Origin of the sequence: Vibrio sp. J2-4 (assembly GCF_021728155.1) — a bacterium.
GTDB lineage: Bacteria > Pseudomonadota > Gammaproteobacteria > Enterobacterales > Vibrionaceae > Vibrio > Vibrio diabolicus.
In genome coordinates this window covers 50,299-71,183 of record NZ_JAKKCN010000003.1, presented here as the reverse complement: position 1 = coordinate 71,183, position 20,885 = coordinate 50,299, and the positions used below count along the sequence as shown (strand labels likewise).

Annotated in this window: 19 protein-coding genes; 10 read left to right on the top strand and 9 right to left on the bottom strand. The window is 44.2% G+C overall.

The window, feature by feature from the left end; all coding sequences use genetic code 11:
• Positions 1-382 precede the first annotated feature (382 nt).
• Positions 383-1,336 (bottom strand): diguanylate cyclase domain-containing protein, encoded by a 954-nt coding sequence (locus tag L3V32_RS10560; protein ID WP_237284593.1) that lies wholly within the window; start codon positions 1,334-1,336, stop codon positions 383-385.
• A 238-nt stretch (positions 1,337-1,574) separates the two neighbouring features.
• A complete protein-coding gene (gene rnk / locus L3V32_RS10555) occupies positions 1,575-1,982 on the bottom strand; it encodes a nucleoside diphosphate kinase regulator (RefSeq protein WP_005394604.1) in 408 nt (135 codons plus the stop codon).
• A 529-nt stretch (positions 1,983-2,511) separates the two neighbouring features.
• Between rnk and nirB the strand changes: the two genes are divergently transcribed.
• The 4 genes from nirB (at position 2,512) to cobA (ending at position 7,393) form a co-directional block, all read left to right on the top strand.
• Positions 2,512-5,076, top strand: coding sequence for a nitrite reductase large subunit NirB (nirB, locus tag L3V32_RS10550; protein WP_237284258.1), 2,565 nt, complete (start codon positions 2,512-2,514; stop codon positions 5,074-5,076).
• A gap of 13 nt (positions 5,077-5,089) precedes the next feature.
• Positions 5,090-5,413, top strand: a complete 324-nt coding sequence (gene nirD, locus L3V32_RS10545; RefSeq protein WP_050933088.1) for a nitrite reductase small subunit NirD — start codon at positions 5,090-5,092, stop codon at positions 5,411-5,413.
• Positions 5,414-5,609: 196 nt separating this feature from the next.
• Positions 5,610-6,461, top strand: coding sequence for a formate/nitrite transporter family protein (locus L3V32_RS10540; protein WP_237284257.1), 852 nt, complete (start codon positions 5,610-5,612; stop codon positions 6,459-6,461).
• Between the two features lie 173 nt (positions 6,462-6,634).
• Positions 6,635-7,393 (top strand): uroporphyrinogen-III C-methyltransferase, encoded by a 759-nt coding sequence (gene cobA, locus L3V32_RS10535; protein ID WP_237284256.1) that lies wholly within the window; start codon positions 6,635-6,637, stop codon positions 7,391-7,393.
• Between the two features lie 13 nt (positions 7,394-7,406).
• Here cobA and L3V32_RS10530 read toward each other — a convergent pair whose 3' ends face one another.
• The gene (locus tag L3V32_RS10530; RefSeq protein WP_012842228.1) at positions 7,407-7,847 is read right to left on the bottom strand and encodes a DUF4174 domain-containing protein; all 441 of its coding nucleotides are present in this window, start codon (positions 7,845-7,847) and stop codon (positions 7,407-7,409) included.
• Between the two features lie 117 nt (positions 7,848-7,964).
• On the opposite strand from L3V32_RS10530, the gene L3V32_RS10525 reads away from it, so the two are divergent.
• Positions 7,965-8,453 carry an NYN domain-containing protein gene (locus L3V32_RS10525; protein WP_005394594.1) on the top strand — a complete coding sequence of 163 codons (489 nt, stop codon included), beginning with the start codon at positions 7,965-7,967 and terminating at the stop codon, positions 8,451-8,453.
• Positions 8,454-8,541: 88 nt separating this feature from the next.
• Here the strand turns inward: L3V32_RS10525 and L3V32_RS10520 are convergent, their stop codons facing one another.
• Entirely contained in the window at positions 8,542-9,873 is a 1,332-nt protein-coding gene (locus L3V32_RS10520; RefSeq protein ID WP_005394592.1) for an anaerobic C4-dicarboxylate transporter, read from the bottom strand.
• A gap of 420 nt (positions 9,874-10,293) precedes the next feature.
• Between L3V32_RS10520 and L3V32_RS10515 the strand changes: the two genes are divergently transcribed.
• Positions 10,294-11,031 (top strand): siderophore ferric iron reductase, encoded by a 738-nt coding sequence (locus tag L3V32_RS10515; protein WP_203347404.1) that lies wholly within the window; start codon positions 10,294-10,296, stop codon positions 11,029-11,031.
• A gap of 89 nt (positions 11,032-11,120) precedes the next feature.
• On the top strand, positions 11,121-13,292 hold the full coding sequence (locus L3V32_RS10510; protein WP_237284255.1) for a TonB-dependent receptor: 2,172 nt from the start codon (positions 11,121-11,123) through the stop codon (positions 13,290-13,292).
• Between the two features lie 53 nt (positions 13,293-13,345).
• Here the strand turns inward: L3V32_RS10510 and L3V32_RS10505 are convergent, their stop codons facing one another.
• On the bottom strand, positions 13,346-13,537 hold the full coding sequence (locus L3V32_RS10505) for a DUF2986 domain-containing protein (protein WP_012842232.1): 192 nt from the start codon (positions 13,535-13,537) through the stop codon (positions 13,346-13,348).
• Positions 13,538-13,673: 136 nt separating this feature from the next.
• On the opposite strand from L3V32_RS10505, the gene L3V32_RS10500 reads away from it, so the two are divergent.
• Positions 13,674-14,183 carry a GNAT family N-acetyltransferase gene (locus L3V32_RS10500; protein WP_150916495.1) on the top strand — a complete coding sequence of 170 codons (510 nt, stop codon included), beginning with the start codon at positions 13,674-13,676 and terminating at the stop codon, positions 14,181-14,183.
• A 13-nt stretch (positions 14,184-14,196) separates the two neighbouring features.
• The gene (locus L3V32_RS10495; protein ID WP_152814325.1) at positions 14,197-14,586 is read left to right on the top strand and encodes a nitrous oxide-stimulated promoter family protein; all 390 of its coding nucleotides are present in this window, start codon (positions 14,197-14,199) and stop codon (positions 14,584-14,586) included.
• A 47-nt stretch (positions 14,587-14,633) separates the two neighbouring features.
• Here L3V32_RS10495 and L3V32_RS10490 read toward each other — a convergent pair whose 3' ends face one another.
• Both L3V32_RS10490 and trxC read right to left on the bottom strand, forming a co-directional pair.
• Entirely contained in the window at positions 14,634-15,794 is a 1,161-nt protein-coding gene (locus L3V32_RS10490) for an MFS transporter (RefSeq protein WP_237284254.1), read from the bottom strand.
• A 176-nt stretch (positions 15,795-15,970) separates the two neighbouring features.
• Positions 15,971-16,405 (bottom strand): thioredoxin TrxC, encoded by a 435-nt coding sequence (gene trxC, locus L3V32_RS10485; protein ID WP_005394579.1) that lies wholly within the window; start codon positions 16,403-16,405, stop codon positions 15,971-15,973.
• 162 nt (positions 16,406-16,567) lie between these two features.
• On the opposite strand from trxC, the gene L3V32_RS10480 reads away from it, so the two are divergent.
• Complete coding sequence (locus L3V32_RS10480) at positions 16,568-17,662, top strand: ketoacyl-ACP synthase III (RefSeq protein WP_139059428.1); 1,095 nt, start codon at positions 16,568-16,570, stop codon at positions 17,660-17,662.
• Positions 17,663-17,748: 86 nt separating this feature from the next.
• Here L3V32_RS10480 and L3V32_RS10475 read toward each other — a convergent pair whose 3' ends face one another.
• Together L3V32_RS10475 and L3V32_RS10470 are read right to left on the bottom strand one after the other, a co-directional pair.
• Complete coding sequence (locus L3V32_RS10475) at positions 17,749-19,074, bottom strand: DUF1501 domain-containing protein (RefSeq protein ID WP_237284253.1); 1,326 nt, start codon at positions 19,072-19,074, stop codon at positions 17,749-17,751.
• 9 nt (positions 19,075-19,083) lie between these two features.
• Complete coding sequence (locus L3V32_RS10470) at positions 19,084-20,652, bottom strand: DUF1800 family protein (protein ID WP_237284252.1); 1,569 nt, start codon at positions 20,650-20,652, stop codon at positions 19,084-19,086.
• Positions 20,653-20,885 lie beyond the last annotated feature (233 nt).

The following is a 20,885-nucleotide window of genomic DNA, read 5'->3' as shown; positions in this document are numbered from 1 at the left end:
TAATTATCAAGTGTGCATTATGTTTTATAAAGTTTGTTTTATATTTGTGTGTGTTTATTACTTTTAAACACGAGGCGAGATATTAGCAGAAGGGGTGGTTAAAATTCAACCATGTATTTCGGTTTTTATAAGTTTATGAATTATAATGTTTAACTACTTTTTACTAGTGGTTTTTATAAAAATAATAAGAAATAATATTGTATGCAACAAAAGTAGTTACAAAGACAGTAATAATATTACACCGTGTAATATGCAACATTCTTAATTGTTTGTTATTTCTTTTGTTTCCTATATAAATGACTTATTAAAAATAAGACGCTATCAATTCCGTAGAGAACATTGTCAAATTAAAGAAATATTAATTTCAAAAACAAGAGACTTATTATACCTGGATATAGGCAACGCCATTTTTGCCATTTTTCTTTATCTCATACATTGCATGATCGGCTTTTTGATAAACTTCATTAAACTGTTGTTTTCCTTTATCAAATAGACAAACACCGATGCTCATTCCAATCGTTACTTTATTTAAGTCCTGATTTATCGCAGGAATGATGGAACTTAAGAGTCGATCACAAAGTTGAAATATTTCTTCTTGATTTGAATAAGAGCTTAAAACGACAAACTCATCTCCTCCTATGCGTCCGACTTGAGACTTGCTTGGCGCAAGCTCTGTTAAGCTATTGGCGATATTGATGAGGAGAGTATCACCAGTATGATGGCCTAGCTGGTCGTTAACTGCTTTAAAATTATCTATATCAACAAACACTAAGGCAGACTGCTGAGACGGCTTGGTTTGAGGTTGATGATTAAAGTTTTCCTCAATTGCTTTTCTATTTAACAATCCGGTCAATGGATCACTCGAAGCTAACTTAGCCAGTTGCTGCTCATATCGCTTTTCTTTTGTAATATCGATATGAGTGCCCATCATGCGTAGTGGTTCGCCATCAGAACCATACTCGACGATGCGCCCTCGATCGTAGACCCAACTATCACTGCCGTCTTTATGAATCATGCGATGAACTACCTCATAAAGGTCGGTTTTGCCAGCTAGGTGATCTTCAAATGCACCCACCGCAAGATCATAATCTTCAGGGTGGAGATTGTTTTTCCACGTTTCAACCGTCGCGGTTAACTCATGGGGCTGATAACCTAGCATTTTGCCCCACTGCATATTGAATATCGTCAAAGTACCTGAAGGAATATGCTGCTCCCACAAACACAGTCCATTACTGTCGAGTGCAGCATTCAACTTTTCTTGTAGTCGCGCATTTTTCCGCTTCAGCTCTTCATTTTCTTTTTCTAAGACGGCAATTCGAGTTAGATATTCTTCCATTTTGCGCATAATTTACGTCGTTTTCGGAGCGACAATATACGAAAAATACTTTGCAATTTCTATGATTGAGCTTGGAGATATAAGTATTGAATATGCGGTAAATAATAAAGAATCGGTGATGTTACTTAAGAGCAGCAAAGTAAATGCTTGGAAAAACAAAGAGGGAAATAGGGGATAAGCGAGGGGCTCTCCTGGTGCAAAGTCATAAATGAGGCCTTTGCACCGGGACTACTGAGGGTTAGCGGTTTAGTGCACCACAACGCTCAGGCTGGTAGGTGATATCGACAATTTCAATTGTCTTCACTTGATTATTTGGCATTGGCCATTCAAGTTTTTGACCAACAGACAAACCGATCAGTGCGCTGCCTACGGGCGCAAAAATGGAAATATCATCACTGCTTTTCAGCTCAGATGGGTAAACCAGTGTCTTTGTCATGGTTCTATCTTCACCTGCAAATTTAAACTCTACAGTTGAGTTCATCGTGACCACATTATCTGGCATTTGTTCTGGCTCAAGAACCGTCGCACGGTCTAGCTCTGCTTCTAGCTCAACAAGCTCCGCCGCGATGTTTGGCATTTTATCCAACAAAGCCGTGATTCGGTTCATATCTAAGCTTGAAATGTAGATAGAATTGTTTTCTGACATTTTATGACTCCCAAATAAAAGGCCGCCTCACAAACATGGGACGGCACTCTATATGTCAATTACGGTATCAATCATATGGATTTTATTCCATATGAACTAAATCAGATTCTAGTCTTTATAGTGCGACTTAGCTAGTAAAAGATTTTTATTGTGAGACTTGATTTTTCTAAAACTTTCAGTCACTTCAGTTGTTCACCTTTAATAGCCTTGAAACGGCTAGGTTAAAACGAATGCTTTGTTTTTAAACAAAGCAGGGTTAATCGTTAGCGTGGTTTAACTCGACAATCATTGCCATTCTGTAAAAGCCAAAACTGTATAGCCCTTTGTGAGCATGACTGCGGTTATCTCATTTTGTAAAAACTACCAACATCCGTTAATAAATTACCTTTTATTCTTCAATATCAAGATAAAAACATTCATCTACCCCTTTAGGGTAGTTTGAAATTGTAATTGATTTACATCATGTATTAATTTTCTTTCACAATTAACAATGAGCTCAGTGATAAGAACCTAACCCTTAGGAATTATAATGAGCAAGTTGAAGCTAGTAGTCATCGGTAACGGTATGGTAGGGCACCGTTATATTGAAGACTTAGTCGAGAAAGCTGATATCTCTAATATGGAGATTACCGTTTTCTGTGAAGAACCTCGTGTCGCATACGACCGTGTGCACCTTTCCTCTTACTTTTCTCACCACACTGCAGATGAACTTTCTTTAGTGAAAGAAGGCTTCTACGAGAAACACGGCATCAATATGTTGATCGGTGAACGTGCGATTAACATTAACCGTGAAAACCGCATTGTTTACTCAAGCACTGGCCGTGAAGTTCAATACGACAAGCTGATTCTTGCTACAGGCTCATTCCCATTTGTCCCGCCTATCAAAGGTCATGAAAGCAAAGACTGTTTTGTTTACCGCACGATCGAAGATCTAAAAGCGATTGAAGCGTGTGCGAAAAACAGCAAATCAGGCGTGGTTATCGGTGGTGGTCTTCTAGGTCTTGAAGCGGCAGGCGCACTAAAAGCATTGGGTGTAGAAACGCACGTTGTTGAGTTCGCACCAAAGCTGATGGCTGAGCAACTTGACCTTGCTGGTGGTAACCAACTTCGTCAAAAGATCGAGCGTATGGGTGTGAACGTTCATACTAGCAAAAATACGCTTGAGATTGCGCCAGAAGGTAAAAGTGCTCGCAACGTTATGCGTTTTGCTGACGGCACTGAGTTAGAAACAGACTTCATCGTATTTTCTGCGGGTATTCGTCCACAAGACAAACTGGCTCGCCAAATGGAGCTAGAACTTGGCCCTCGTGGCGGTGTTGCCATCAACGACCACTGCCAGACTTCTGATGAGAACATCTACGCGATTGGTGAGTGTGCGTCTTGGAATGAAATGTTCTACGGCCTTGTTGCTCCTGGTTACAAGATGGCGACCGTTGCGGTTGATCACCTACTAGGTAACACAGAAAGCAAATTCGAAGGCGCTGATATGTCTGCGAAGCTAAAACTGCTTGGTGTGAAAGTGGGCTCTATCGGTGATGCGAATGGCCGTACAGAAGGTTGTAAGAGTTACGTTTACCAAAACGAAGAGCAAGAAGTTTACAAACGTCTTATCGTTTCTGAAGACAACAAGAAGCTGCTAGGTGCAGTACTCGTGGGTGATACGTCTGACTACGGCGATCTGCTTCAATTGATGTTGAACGAAATCGACCTACCAGAACACCCAGACGCATTGATCCTTCCTGCACACGCAGGCGCTGAGAAACCAGCACTCGGTGCGGATGCACTACCAGAAAGCGCAGTGATCTGTTCATGTTTCGACGTAACCAAAGGCAAGATCGCTCAAGCGGTTGCTGATGGTCACCACACATTGGGTGACATCAAAGCAGTGACTGGCGCAGGTACAGGCTGTGGTGGTTGTATTCCTCTAGTCACTTCTGTTCTAAACGCCGAGCTTGCTAAATCGGGTATCGAAGTGAAGAACGACGTGTGTGAGCACTTTGCTTACTCGCGCCAAGAGCTGTTCCACCTAATCCGCATTGAAGAGATCAAAACGTTTGATGAGCTTCTAGAGAAATACGGTAAAGGTTACGGTTGTGAAGTTTGTAAACCATTGGCTGGTTCTATCTTGGCTTCTTGCTGGGGTGAGCACATTCTTAAGCCACAACTGGTTAAGCTGCACGATACGAACGACAACTTCCTAGGTAACATCCAAAAAGACGGTACTTACTCTGTGATCCCACGTATGGCGGGTGGTGAAGTAACGCCTCAAGCACTGGGTGCGCTAGCGAACGTTGCTGCTGAATACAACCTGTACACCAAAGTCACCGGCGCTCAGCGTATTGGTTTGTTTGGTGCTCAAAAAGACGATCTTCCAGAGATCTGGCGCAAGCTTATCGACGCTGGTTTCGAAACAGGTCAAGCATACGCAAAAGCACTTCGTATGGCGAAGACCTGTGTTGGCTCAACGTGGTGTCGTTACGGCGTTCAAGATTCTGTTGGTTTAGGCTCTTACATCGAGAACCGTTATAAAGGCATTCGTACACCTCATAAGATGAAGTTCGGTGTTTCTGGCTGTACTCGTGAGTGTGCGGAAGCACAAGGTAAAGACCTTGGCATCATCGCGACTGACGCAGGTTGGAACATGTACGTATGTGGTAACGGTGGTATGAAGCCTCGTCACGCAGACCTACTAGCAAGCGATCTAGATAAAGAAACGCTAATCAAGTACATCGACCGCTTCATGATGTTCTACATCCGTACTGCTGCGCCACTACAACGCACATCAGTTTGGATGGAAAACATGGAAGGTGGTGTTGACTACCTACGCGAAGTGATTGTTGACGACAAACTTGGCATCAACGCTCAACTAGAAGCTGACGTAGCGAAGCTTGTAGACGAGTACGAATGTGAGTGGACTGCAACTATCAATGACGAATCACAACTGACTCGTTTTGCACACTTCATCAACTCTGACAAGCGCGATGACAACGTTGTGTTTGTACAAGAGCGTGAACAGCACCGCCCAGCAACCTTCACGGAAAAACACCCTGAAGCGAAAGGCGATATCCTACACGTAGCTATCACTGAAGCATAAGGGAAGGTTGATTATGTCATTTGAAAAGATTTGCCAAATCAGCGACATCGTACCGGGCACTGGCGTTTGTGCACTGGTTGATGGTCAGCAAGTTGCGGTATTCCGCCCAACACAAGCAGAAGAAGTGCTGGCGATCAGCAACACAGACCCGTTCTTCCAATCAAACGTGCTTTCTCGCGGTTTGATTTGTGAGCACCAAGGCGAACTTTGGGTAGCAAGCCCACTTAAGAAGCAACGCTTTAACCTGACAACAGGTGCTTGTATGGAAGACGAGCGTTTTAACGTGAAAGCGTACAAAACGCGTGTAACCAACGGTGAAGTAGAAATTTCTGCATAAGCTTGGTTCGCATTCCCTCCTCCTTAAGGGGAGGGAATGCACTGAGTACTTAGATTCAATAGACAAAGGCTTTCCAAGCGTCATCTTGGGGGAACAGGGAAGCGATATGATGTCGACAGCAGTGGGTGTCAACGGGAAGCCTTTCTCTATTCAATCTTTAACTTTTTAACTTTCAATTTTGAATAAGGACACATTCATGTCTACAGACTTTAAACCTGCTGAATTCGTGCAAACCATGATCAACGTGGGTGAAGCGAAAATTAATACCAGCACTCGAGATCTTCTGCTTCGCGGCACGATGGCAGGCGTTATTCTGTCTCTTGCGGTGGTGGTTGCTATTACCGCGATTGTACAAACGGGCATTGGCCTTGTGGGGGCGCTTGTTTTCCCTGTGGGTTTTGTGATTCTCAGTGTGATGGGTTACGACCTTGTCACAGGTGTTTTTGGTCTTGCTCCTTTGGCTAAGTTTGCAAACCACCCGGGTATCACTTGGGGTCGTATTTTCCGTTGCTGGGGACTTGTTGGTTTGGGTAACCTGATTGGTTCTCTAATTGTGGCTTACCTAGTGGCAATCTCTCTAACCGGTAACTTCTCTCTAGAGCTCAACGCGGTAGCGAAGAAGTTTGTCGCTGTATCGACTGCCCGTAGCCTTGGTTTCGAAAACATGGGCATGGACGGATGGATCACGTGTTTTGTTCGCGCTATCTTCTGTAACCTAATGGTGTGCCTAGGCGTTATCGGCAACATGACGGCACGTTCAGTATCTGGTCGTGTAGCGATGATGTGGTTCCCAATCTTCATCTTTTTCGCGCTAGTATTCGAGCACACAGTAGTAAACATGTTCCTATTCCCACTGGGTATGATCTTAGGTGCGGATTTTGGTATCGCGACTTGGTTGAACTTCAACCTTATCCCAACCATCTTAGGTAACATCGTTGGTGGTCTTGTCATGACTTGTCTGCCACTGTACCTAACTCATGCGAAAACAGCGCCTTCTATCAACGTAGTTGAAGAAGAAGTAAAAGCAGAGCCTGCAATCGCAAAATAAACTGCTTTTATCTGGCCCTACCTATGGAAGGTAGGGCTACTCAACTCATTTAACTTTCAATAGATATTGTATTGATTTAGCTATAAAAAGTAATAACTCCTTGGGGTAGTTTAAACCTTAAGTTAATAACGTGAGTGTTACTCTTTATATCCAAATTTCCGATAGGCGTTGATATGACTACTGCGAACTCATCTTTAAACAGCGGCTTTGTTTCTTTAGTTGGTGCAGGTCCGGGCGATCCAGACTTGCTGGCGGTCAAAGGTTTGAAAGCCATTCAAGCGGCTGAAGTTGTGGTGTATGACCGATTGGTGTCGAAAGACATTCTTGAACTGGCTCACGCATCTGCTGAGATGATTTATGTCGGGAAAAAGCTCGATTTTCACTGCGTACCACAAGACCAGATCAATCAAATCTTGGTACAAAAAGCGCAAGAAGGTAAACGCGTTGTGCGCCTAAAAGGTGGTGATTCTTTCATCTTTGGACGCGGCGGTGAAGAGTTAGAAGAGCTTGCAGAATATGGCATCAAATACGAAGTGGTGCCGGGGATCACCGCTGCAGCGGGTGCAACAGCTTATGCTGGTATACCATTAACGCACCGTGACCACGCGCAAAGCGTTCAATTTATTACAGGTCACGTGCAAAAAGACGGTCGCGAAATTGAGTGGCATTCGTTAGCGCAATCTAACAACACACTTGTGTTCTACATGGGTTTGAAGCAAAGCGGTCACATCATGGATAACCTGATCACTCACGGATTAGATCCAGAGATGTCATGCGCCATTATTGAAAATGGTACGCGTCCAGAGCAGCGCGTGTTCCAAGGAAAACTGAACGAACTTTCTGAAATGGCTGAGAAGGCGATCAGTCCAGCATTGATCGTCGTTGGCAGCGTGACTCAGTTGCACAACAAACTAGACTGGTTTAGAAAATAAGTTCATCTAATGGTTAGATTTTGCAGGGGCTATGACGTCTCTGCATTTCTTGCTTACGCATTGGCATTTGGTCAATCAAGTTGTTGATAAATGGCCAATCCGTTTCTGCGCCCCATCGGTATTTCTCTTGGCCATCTTTACCAAGTAAAATTGCGGTATGTGAGCCTTTTTCAATTTCATACAGCTTGGCAAGCATTTTCAAATCAAACTCTTCTTTGAGCCAAGCTGGAGACGTGTAACCTTGTTCTGTAATGACTAATGTGACCACATCTCTGTCTTCCAACTCACACTCATTCATAAGTGTTTCTAGCAAGAATTGTTTGACGTATTCATCATTTTCCGGCGCAAAGTAGAGCACACTTCTATGTGGCCAGTACTTTGAATGTGCTGGATAACCGAATGCTGTCGATGACAAGATACAAGAAAGTAGTATCACTAGTAACTTTCCGCCCATGACAGTTCCCCTAGAAACCCAAATACCGTTTATACGTTAAGTTTAGTGGAATTGGCTCATTGTGCTTTTTCCAAAACTGACTTAGGGTAGGCAGCAAATAAAACAAGCGTAGAAAAGATGAATTCAGAAAGAAAACAAAAGATCGCCATTTTGGTTGATGTACAGAATGTGTATTACACCTGTCGCGAAGCGTATCGCAGTAATTTTGATTACAACCAGTTTTGGTATGTTGCCACACAAGGGAAAGAGGTGGTGAGTGCTCGTGCTTATGCCATCGCGAGTAACGATCCAAAACAGCGTCAGTTTCATCACATTTTACGCGGTGTTGGGTTCGAGGTAATGCTTAAACCCTATATTCAGCGTCGTGACGGCAGCTCGAAAGGCGACTGGGATGTCGGTATTACTCTTGATGCGATTGAAATTGCCCCTGAAGTTGAAGAAGTGATTCTCGTTTCTGGAGATGGGGACTTTAGTCTTCTGGTGGAACGAATTCAGCAGCGCTTCAATAAAACGGTGACCGTTTATGGTGTGCCTAAGCTAACATCCCAAACTCTGATTGATTGTGCAGATAACTTTGTCGCGATTGATGATGACTTCTTACTGTAATCACTAACGTGACAAAGAAAAGGCGAGTCATTCAGGCTGTACGCTAACGTACAATGACTCGCCTCTAATTTATTGTTGATTTGGCTAGTTATGAAGGAATGATCATTTGTCCTAACAAGTAGCCCAGACAGCAAGCACCAATCACACCAATCAAACCTACCGACATAAATGAGTGGTTGAAGTACCACTTACCAATCTTAGTGGTACCTGACGTATCGAAGTTCACTGTCGCGATATCTGAAGGGTAGTTCGGAATAAAGAAGTAACCGTATACCGCAGGCATTAGGCCGATAAGCAGTGCAGGATCTAGACCCAAGCCAAGACCGACAGGCAACATCATACGTGCAGTCGCTGCTTGAGAATTCACCACAACCGATACAATGAACAACGCAAGCGCGAACGTCCAAGGGTAGTTGGTTACCATCTCAACGATGCCAGATTTGAACTGAGGCATTGCGTATTGGAAGTAAGTATCTGACATCCAGGCGATACCGAAGATAGCAATGGCAGCCACCATACCTGATTTGAATACTACGCCGTTTGGTACGTCACGTGGGTCAGTTTTGGTTGCAAGCAAAATGATACCGCCGAAGCAGAGCATCATCATTTGAATCACAACGGCCATGCTGATTGGTTTCGCGCCATCCACGATGGTACGAATGTCCGGCCACATCGCGATAACGACGATAACCAAGATAGACGCGATGAACAGCAACACAGAGTTACGAGCACTTGTTGGTAGCACTTCATCAAGAGACGTTGCAGTGGTGTTGAGGATCTTTTCACGCCACACCGGATCTTTTAAACGCTCTTGGTATTCTTCATCGTCTTCCAGTTCTTTACCGCGTTTTAGGCTGTAAAGTGACATCAGCAACGTACCGAATAGCGTCGCTGGAACAGTAACGAGCAAAATAGAAAGCAGAGTGATCTCGTGCTGAATATCAGAGAGTTGTGCCAAGTAGTAAACCACTGCCGCTGAAATTGGAGAGGCCGTAATCGCGATTTGCGAAGCGACGGAAGCGGCTGCCATTGGACGTTCCGGACGAATGCCGTTTTTCAGTGCAACGTCGCCAATGATTGGCATGATGGAGTAAACCGCGTGACCTGTGCCGAGCAAGAAGGTCATAAAGTAAGTAACAAAAGGAGCGATCAGGGTGACGCGTTTTGGGTTCTTACGAAGCACACGTTCGGCAACTTGCAGCATGTATTTCAAACCACCAGCCGCTTCAAGAATGGATGCACATGTTACCACTGCTAAGATGATCAACATAACTGTGACAGGAGGGGAGGTTGGCGGCATCTTAAAGATGAAGACTTCAATCACCAAACCAATACCAGATACGACCCCAAGGCCTATACCACCATAACGTGAGCCGATATACAGCATCACGAGCAAAAATAGAAACTCAAGATACAACATGTGGATTTCCTTATTCAAAACAGGGGGCTATATAGCCAAATTACTTAATTACATTGTCCCGATATTCAGAAAGAAAATACTTCATGTTGTTCACACTCCTTTGGATAAGAAACAGCAATATTCAATTATTGGCAATAACTCACGCTACACAGGGAAACTGTTAACACAGTTTTATCAGGGTGTTTTTATGCTGTGTATTTTTGCGATCATGTCAGCGCTAAATGCGAAGAGGTTTAAGAGTTTGTTGCTATTCATCGCATACGTAACCAGACCTTACGGGCGCAAAGAGCTTGAAAATAGAGACAGAGACCACAGATGAGAATAGGTTATTGTTATGTGAACACAAAAGATAATAGTTTGCATTGCGATTAGTGCTTGGGTATAAAGGTGTCAGAATGACTACACCAACAATAAACCATCATGTCTGAGCAATTTTTCCCGCAACTATTTCAAACTTCGAGTGAGATTACGCCTTACCTTCACGGTGATATTGGCGAAATAGGGCAAGAAGTTATTCATATCGAAAATGATATCAATCCGATCATTCAAGGCCTTTACCAACAGTTGTCTGAGGCTCATCCGGAAGCGGGAAAAGCGTATTGGTTGACGAGAACGTGGGATTTGTTGTGTTGGCAGCCTGTTTATGTTGCGTTCATTTCTATTTACGGTTTCCACACGTTGCCAAACATTCGTGAGATGGCGCAGCACCTCAAGCCTTGTTTTGTGTCTGGATATCGATTCGCTGACGAAACACATATACATGGTAAGCCAGAAGAATTAATAAAAGAGGCCGGACGTCAAATTCGAGAGTTGTTCGATTTCTACCAACAAGAAATGAGTCAATGGACGCGCATTCGCCCAGGTTTCACTCATCAATTGATGTCGGATGGGATCATGGCTTGTTTGATTCGTCTTCAACAGCGTTTTCCGCAAATGACCAACACGACATTGCGTGAGCATGCCATCTTGTGGTTACAGGCATTGGGTTTAGATGCCAACAGTAGTCATTCACTTTATGAGACGTCACTGGATCAGCCGCTAAAATTGGTCAGAAAAAGCTGTTGTTTAGTCTATAAGTGTGAAGGCAGAAAGCTTTGTGAAGATTGTCCTCGTTTAGAAAAAAATCGACAGCTTATGAGCAAGCATAATCCTAATTAACATTTGGTTAACTTATGTAACAGTGCTCGATTTGAGAGTGAGAATAAGTATCATTGCATGCTCTTGTTGACAACAAAAAGATAAATACAATGATAAAAAGGACGTTTTCTCTTAATCTCATCGTACTTGCGATGAGCAGTGGATACGCAGTTAGCTCAATAGCTGCGGAAGAACTTCAACAAACATCAACACCAAGTGATGAACAAATGGTGGTCGTGGGCAGTGTGATGCCGAAATCGATCTCTGATATTCCAGGAACGGTTTGGTTTGTAGGGCAAGAGGAAATTGCTCAGCAATATCGCGCGGGCAAGACACTTGGTGACATTCTTTCTGCAACCATTCCTTCGTTAGACGTTGGTACGGGTGGTCGAACTAACTACGGCCAGAACCTGCGTGGCAGAGCGATGTTGGTGATGATTGATGGTGTCTCACTGCAGTCTTCTCGCCCAATTAGTCGTCAGCTTGATGCAATTGACCCATTCAACATCGAGCGAATTGAAGTACTATCTGGTGCAACCTCCATTTATGGGGCTGGCGCTACAGGTGGTGTTATCAACATTATCACCAAGAAAGCTTACTCCGATGACTTGTCGTTTGAATCCTACCTGAGTGGCACTACAGGTTTTAACAGCAGCGATGACTTTGATTACAAACTAGCGCAGTCTATCTCAGGTGGTAATGAGCGAATTGCCGCTAGGGGTTCGGTTGTGTACACCGAGACACAAGGTGCATTTGACGCAAATGGCGACATTGTCACGCCAGATATCTCCCAAGGCTCTTTGCAGTACAATTCAACGCTCGATGTTATGGGATCGACAGAGATTCAAATCTCCGATGCCAGCAAGTTAAACCTTGTCGCACAATACTATGACAGCCAGCAAGATTCGCCATACGGCTTGTACATTGTTAACAATAAATTTGTTGATGTACGAGAGGGATTCGATTCCGATCGTGAACACGGTACAGAGCGAGTTCTCTTAAGCGCGAACTACGCTCACGACAGCGTATTCGGCCATCAACTGATTGGCGAGTTGTCTTACCGAAGTGAAGACCAAACGTTTACTCCTTATTACCAAGGCGCTTCTCAGCAAAAGACAGAGGTTTTTGCTGGACGTTTGGCACTGGCAAAAAACTGGGAATCATTCAATCTTGTTTATGGTGTTGATACGTATTTAGACCGTTTTGAGAGCAATCAAGCTCTATTCGATCCAAGCATTGCAAACAACTCTGGAAACTTGATTAATAAAACGTACGCCGAAGTTGGTCGTTACCCAGGTGTAGATGTAACGTCTTACGCAATGTTTGTTCAAGGTGACTATCAAATTAATCAAGATTGGTCCGTTCAAGCAGGTTACCGCTATCAATACATGGACAATAAGATTGATGACTTTGTTGCCTATAGCGTACAAAAGAAGATTGCCTCGGGTAAGGGGGTGTCAGCGGATGCGGTACCAGGTGGCAGCACCGACTACTCTGTAAGTCTGTTTAATTTGGGCACCATTTATCAGCTTAATGATGAATCTCAACTTTGGGCAAACTTCTCCCAAGGTTTCGAACTTGCTGACCCTGCGAAGTACTATGGTCAAGGCAGCTATGATGCTGTGGATGCAAACGGTCATTATGCGTTGAACAACAGCATTAATGTGTCTGACTCAAAAATGTCAGGTATTAAAACGGACAGCTATGAGATCGGTTACCGTCTTGATACCAACTCTCTTGCGCTTCAGGCGGCAGGCTATTACTCGCTTTCAGACAACTCCATCAAGTATGATAGAAAAACGTTGTTGATTACGAATGTTGACGACGAGCAGCGTGTTTACGGTGCAGAAGCAAACATCAATTACTGGGTGACCCGCGATATCCTGTTAGGGGCATCAGGACACTACGTAGTTTCTGAGCTGAAAACTGATGGTAAATGGGAAGATTTGAGCGCAGGTAAAGCCAGTACGTCTAAGGCTAATGCATGGGCTGCATACTACCAAGATTCGTACTCGATTCGTCTACAAAGTCAGACGATGTTTGATTACGAAGATGACGCCAACAATAAGTTGGAGGGCTACACCACGTTTGATCTTCTGGGTAATGTAACACTACCTGTTGGGCAGTTAGGCTTTGGTATTCAAAACCTATTTGACGAAGACTACACAACCGCTTGGGGTCAACGTGCGCAGATTCTTTACGCGGCACACTACGATGCAGCAGCTTACGACTACAAAGGAAGAGGTCGCACATTCACACTGAACTACAGTGTTGAATATTAGAGTCAATTCTCCTCGTACAACAAACAAAAAAGCCGCATAAAGCGGCTTTTCTTTTAGGCTTGATCTGTCGGCACTGTGTCTACAACATTTTCCGTGCTTTCCGAAGCTTGGTTTTGCTCTTCAGCTTCCATTTTTGCACGTTCAGCTTTGGAGATATAACGCGGCTTATTGCTCTTATGTAGCTTAGCGTTATGCTTCTTCTGCTTCGCTTTTAAGATCTGATTGATTTTCTTCTTGCGGTTCATGGTGGTGGTCCTTTAATTTAGCGGGGCAGGATAGTTATTTTTTTATCAAGTTACAACTAAATAAGCCCTTACGTCGGTCGCAAGATCCAAGTACGTTTCTATGCCCAATCATCTCTCGCGTTTTAATGGAGTCCAAATGAAAACACTGATCACTGAACGTTTGATACTACGTCTTGTGAGTGTAGATGATGCACCATTCATATTAGAACTTTATAACCACCCAGACTTTTATCGTTTTGTCGGAGATAAACAAATTCGTACTGAATATGAAGCGGCGCGTTATATAAAAGAAAACATGCTACGCATGCAAAAAGTTAAAGGTGTGAGTTTACTCGTAGTAGAGAAAAAAGACGATGGACAACCGATCGGTATTTGTGGGCTAGTTAAACGTGACACATTGCAACACTACGATCTTGGGTATGGTTTTTTACCTTCTGCTTATGGTTGCGGCTACGGAGTCGAGTCGGCAACCGCGGTGCTGGAATATGCTCGAGAGGAAATGAAACTCGATAAGTTGGCTGCCATCACCAACAATGACAATATTCGTAGTATAAGTTTGCTCAAAAAACTGGGCTTTGAGTTTGAACGAGTTGAGCAGCAATACGATAATGGCCGAACGTTAGAACTTTACACAATGACGTTGTGATTTTTGGAAGCTCATGAGCGATATTTTACTTGGCAAGCTCGCCACTGAATTTAAGACGGTAAAAGCCATGGTAGAGGTTTACTGTCACGATCACCATGGAACAAAAAGTGACTTGTGCTCAGAATGTCGTGAGCTGCTTGAATACGCAGAAGTTCGTCTCGATCGCTGTCCTTATGGAGAGAATAAACCGACGTGTAACAAGTGTCCGATTCACTGTTATAAACCGGACCCGAAAGAGCAAATGCGTTTAGTCATGCGTTACTCCGGCCCCAGAATGTTATTGAAACATCCCATCTTGGCGGTTCGTCATTTACTTCATGAAAAGCGCGCGGTACCGGAAAGACCTGCAGCGAACGCGTCAAATCGTCACAAACGTTTATCTAAACAAAAAAGCGAAGAATAAAAACGAGGGCGACATGCCCTCGTTTTCGTTGAGTGGAAGTTGCGTGGTTAGAGGCCAGCCGCCATACGCTGCTTGGTTTTGCTTGCTGCAAGTAGCATGTATACGCCAGTCGCAACCAAAGCGGCAAACAAGTAGCCTAGTAAGCCATGTTCTTGGCCCATAAATTTATCAGCCGCAACCGGGCCAGCAACAGAGCCAATGCTGTAGCTGAACAGCATGACTTGTGTGGCAGAGACAATAAAGCGCTCATCAAGTCCTTCACAACCTAAGTTGATCGCAATTGGGTACAAGGCAAAAGTAGCTGCACCTAAAAAGAATAAAGCAGCAGCTAATACCACGGCTGACGATGAAATAAAGGTCAAACCGATCGAAAAAATACCCAAAATACAGAAGAACGCCATTAGCACTGTGCGGCTCATGTATTTGTTCAATGTGGTCACCATTGGTTGAACCAACATGCCACCTAGGATCACTAGTGCCATCAATGTACCAATGTCTTGATGGTTGATTTTACGGTTAGTTAGCTCAACAGGCATTAATCCGTATATCGCGCCTAAGGTCAAACCTGATACAACACAACCAATAATTGCAGCATGGTTTAGCTTGGCAATTTGCTTAAATGACAAAGCGGTTGATTCATGGCTGTTTGGTTGTTCACACTCAATAAACATCAGCACCAACATCGCCATTAGGATCAGCGTTGTGATTGCAATGAACGGAACACCGCCACTTACGCCAAGTACACCAATGCCAAATTGGCCTAATGCAGAACCGCCATAAAGCGATATCATGTACAAGCTCAAACGTTTTGCACGTGATGCTTCGTCGCCAAACATTAGCCAAGATTCAACAATGACAAAAACGCCCGCAACGGCAATACCTGCGATAAAACGAGCAGCAAGCCACACTAACCCATTAGCAAAAACGGGTAGCGTGACAATCGTTAGCGAGAATGCCGCTAAGCAGCCAATAAACGCTTTGCGGTGACCAACTTGACGCACGACACGTTCAATAAACATCGCGCCGACCAATAAGCCGCCATAAAAAACACTCGCCAACCAACTCGCATAATCTGTTGAGATGTTGTATTCACCGAGCATGAGAGGGATCAAGCTCATTAAATAGCCCGAAGCCACCGCATAAAGAGACAGTGCGACGACTGGAACTGTAACTCGTGGTGATGCTGCAGGAACGACTGTGTTTTCCACTGTTTTGCGCCTATAAGTTAAATGAAATCTATGGGTTATTCGGCGCGAATATGAGGCTAATAGTTAGGCAAGTAAAATGATTAATTTAAGTCGTTTCGACAAATAATATTTGTTAAATAGATAGGTCGATAAGTTGCATAAAAACGCCAACCTACCAGTGAGGTTGGCGTGGAGGATTACTTATTAAGTGCTTGATTTAACCATTGATCAAACTGACTCTTAGGTAGCGCACCATTGATCATATCAACGCGTTGACCGTTCTTGAAAACCATGATGGTAGGAATGCTTCGAATGCCAAATTGTGCAGCGAGCGCTTGTTGTGCTTCTGTATCAATCTTTACAAAACGAGCCGTTCCTGCTTGTTCATGAGCGACATCCGAGAAAACAGGGGCAAAACCGACGCACGGATTACACCAAGGGGCCCAAAAGTCGACGACAACAGGCGTATCACTTTGTAATAGGGCAGAAAAGTTATCTTGCGTTCCTTCGATAGGCGCGCCATCAAAAAGTGCACTTTTACATTTACCGCAAGTTGCAGACTCTGCAACACGCTCATTAGGGACACGATTCAGACCGCCGCATGAAGGGCAGCGAGTTTTAAACGATGACATGACTTCTTCCTTTATTACGTATTGATGAAAACATGACTTACCAGTCAGCCTCATTATTTGTATACTTATTTTTTAACCTGCCGAAATAACGCAGAGCAGGTTTGTATTTGAGCCTAAGGTTCTAAGAAATTTTATTAAAATACAACAATAAATAGGTCTGCGATGACAAATTACTACGCTGAAATTACAGGTTGGGGGAAATGTGTTCCTCCTGCCGTGCTCTCTAACGATGATCTTAGCACTTTCCTTGATACTTCAGATGAGTGGATTCGTACCCGCACCGGTATCGAAAACCGCCGTATTAGCCATGTAAATACTTCAGACATGGCAACCGTTGCTGCCAAACACGCATTGGCGCGCGCGGGCGTTGACGCAAGCGACGTTGATTTAATCATTGTGGCGACTTGTTCTCCGGATTCACTTATTCCAAACATCGCATCTAAAATACAGCAGAACTTGGGCATTCGTTCTGCGGCGGCCTTTGATTTAAATGCCGCATGTACGGGATTTGTCTACGGCCTTGAAACGGGCACACGTTTGATTCAATCAGGTAACTATCGCAACGCGATCATTATTGGCGCGGAAAGATTGTCTTTCTACATTGATTGGGCCATGCGAGATACCGCTGTTCTATTTGGTGATGGCGCGGGCGCCGTTGTGTTATCAAGAACAGAAAAAGAAACGGGTCTACTGCAATCTCAAATTGGTTGTGACGCTAAAGGTCGCGATATTCTATCCGTGCCAAAGTTTGGTACTTGTATGGATCGCTTTGCTGAGGACAACGGTTACTGGGATTTCAACTTTGTAGGACAAGAAATTTTTAAACGTGCGGTAAAAGGCATGGGGCTAGCTGCGAAAACCGTGCTTAAAGCATCACAGTTAACTACCGACCAAATCGACGTTGTTATTCCTCATCAAGCGAATATTCGCATTATTCAAACCCTATGTGACCTATCTGGGATCCCACACGACAAAGCGTTTGTGAACATCCAAAACTACGGCAATACTTCTGCAGCGACGGTGCCAATTGCATTGTGTGAAGCGGTAGAGCAAGGCCGAGTTAACCCAGGTGATAACATGCTTCTTGCTGCATTTGGTGCAGGTTTGACATGGGGTGCGGCAGTATTGAAATGGGGTGACCGCGTAACGCCAATTGGTGAAAGTGATGCGGTTCTGCCTGAATGTGAGCAATCCGCGCTAGAATTGCTTGAGCGTGCCATTAAGCTGTGTAACGAGCGTCGTCGCGACGAAGCGTAACGGACATTCAGCGGAAATGATATTGAAAAGGGAGCGTAAATGCTCCCTTTTTCATGACAAGTTAATTAAGAGCTCATTAAAGCAGCTTAAGCCATAAAGCCAAGGTTTGAATTAGCGAAGTTGCGGATATTCGGGAACACGTATTCCAATGCCGCGTTATCACTCACGCCCATCCATTGCGCGAGGGTTGAGCCCACTTGATCAGCTGCAATTTGGGGTATGAGTCGACCTTGAGAATAGTCATCGTTTCCGCCCAATACTAGTTCAGGCCATGTGCCGATAGCTCGCTGACCATTCACTGCGCCTCCAATCAATAGTTGATGACCACCCCAACCGTGATCGGTGCCGTTACCGTTGCTTGTCATCCGTCGACCAAAGTCAGACATTGTAAAAGAGGTGACTTGCTTGTTTAGCCCCAACCGTTCAATCGCACGATACATTGCTAAGAGGTTAGTCGCTAGATCTTCGAGTAGTACGGGGTGTCGAACTAATTGAGAATCGTGTAGGTCGTAGCCAGAGTGTTTAACGAAGAAGACTTGTCGTTGTTGCTTTAACACATCTTGGCTTGCGATCAATTTGTAGACGGTTTGCATCTGCTTGCCGAGTGTTGATGAGGTGAACAGCGGCGCGTCATCAATATGATTGAGTTGCTCGCTTAGCACGCGGCTCATCATCATCGACTCATCAACCATCAAATTAAAGTGACCACTAAACGGATTCTCTGTTTGATGAGAAAGCAGTTGGTCATAGATCCCCTTGTATAGCGGGTTATCAATCGCGGTAAGCTGAACCGCACGGTCTTTTTTCAGCACGGTTTGGCGGTGTTCCATCGCGCGTAACCAAAGCGAGTTCCCGTGCACACTGTATAGCGGGGTTATTTCTGATTCAGAAGTTAATACGTCCAACATTCTTCCTGCCCAACCCAAGTTGCTAGATTCTTGCATACCACCAAGTAACCAAGCGTCAGTTTGTGAATTGTGGGAAAACAGTTGCTCGGGAAGTGACGCTTCACCTAGCTCAATCGCTTGTTTTGTAACGGGATGGTTGAGAATGCCGCTATTGAGCACGATATTGGCATCGCCTTGTTCGAAAATTGAAGACAGCGCCTTTAGTTTGGGGTGTAAGCCAAGTTCTACTAGGTTATCCGAGCCATCGGTGGTACGCAAATTGATAGGGAGTATGTCGTCTTTGGCGACAGAAAGAGCCCCTCTGACTTTGGCATATTGGTTATAGTGCGCGTCAGACAACGGCAGTACAGTGTTGAACGCATCGTTTCCACCTGCTAAATAGACACATATTAATGCTCGAAAGTCATTAGATGGCGCCGCGAGAGAATAACCCGGTAGACCAAGCGAAGCTAAAGCGCCCATCGATGCAGTGCTTTTTATAAAATGTCGTCGTGAAATATCCATAATCCACTCCTAATCCTGAATATAGAATTCATCGCCGGAAATGGCGGTAAAAATCACCAAGGCGAGCTTTGTTGTTGGCACATAGTCCTCACGATATTCATCTAACACGGTGAGCATGAGTTTTTTTAATTCCGCCGAGGCCGTTCCAGCAAAGAAGCGTGCGTTAACCAGCTCGACTAAGGCATCGTGATCATCCAAAAGAAGATAAAACTCGCCGAGATCGAGAGTGTAGGAATCACCGCCGCCTCTGCGAGTGCTGGTCAACATATAGTTGACCAAATCGGTATAAACAGACCAGTTCAGTAGCTCATACTCCGGAGAGCTAATACCAGACTCCGTAAACTCGTTAGATGGTTGGTAGTCAGGAGAGTAAAAATTAAATACGGAAGGAGAACGAAGAGGTCCTTGATTGGCGATATTCATCATCGTAGTAGCGTCTTCGTAACGTGTAGATTTGATTGTAAAACCCGCTGCTCGATGAAAATTAGTTAGGACCAGTATTGGCTCTTTCACTTTTATTGGCGGGGTATCTGTCATGCCTAGAGCCTCAGAATCGAGCAAGATGGCATGAATGACCGCGTTTAAATCTCCTTTTTCTCCTTCGCCATTGTTATTGAATACCGAAGCAACACGTGCGATGTACTCCGGACTTGGATTCGAAGTTACAAAACGTTGGATAAGTAGCTTAGAAACAAACGGCGCCATGTTTGGATGAGACATCAAAATATCGATCACTTTTGAAAGCTCTTCTTGCGCAGTTAAACCAGCAGGAATTGTGTTACCAAGCAATCGTTTCTCGCCATTATCGTGTCGGTGGCTGATGACTCGCATCGGTTCGACAAACGCTAAATCGGCATTTTTCCACCCAGTTAATGCTCGAGCGAGCTCTTGAATATCCGTTTGGGTATATGTGGGGATAGGCTTACCCGTTGTAAGATCAAGCTTTTTACTGCCATCGATATTCAGTTCATACAAGCCTAGGGTGAACAACTGCATCAACTCTCGAGCGAAGTTCTCATCAGGTAATGCACCCGTCGTGTTGCTCTCTTTTGCGCTACCGAGCATGGACAAATAGCTGCCCATAACAGGATGAATAGAAACGTCATATAATAAATCTCGGTAGTTGCCAAAAGCGTTAGCAATCAATACATCATAGTAGTCGACTAGACCAGTGGGCTTACTGGAAAGGACACCGCCATAGCGAGAGACCACTAAGATCTGGCTTAATGCATACGCCATGCGCTGTCTGAGTTGATCATCAGCGGTAATAACAATTTGATACCAAGCGTTTTCTCGATTGGATTGTGCGCCTTTGGAAAAAGGTGTCCGATAGAGCGGTTGATGATAGGTGGCAGGAAGGTAGATTTGTTGAGATATCCAACTTTCCATCCCGACTTCTTCTACCTCATCAATTAATGTTGGTGTTGGCCCAAAAGTGCTCTGATAGAGGAAACGCGCAACGGTTTGATCGGAGGGCGTTAGTTCCATTTCTGCTGGTACTGAAGGGACGTAACTTAGTAATAAGATAATCAACCCTAGTACCCAACAAGAGATTTCATTCTGTTTCTGACGTCTCATAGTTAACTCGCTTACCCGAGGGAACGACTTAAATCCATTTAACGGGAGTGATTAAGCTCATTTGAGCTAAATAATAAATTTAGAAAAATCAAGCAGCTGCAGGAACGAGTATAGTCTCTATAAGTGACTAACAAAAAACTCAATCTATGAATTTGGTACTTTAGTGCTAGATGTTTTTGATATTTATTTAGGTAACGTACTGATATTTAATATCGCGTGAGAATAGGGTCAAA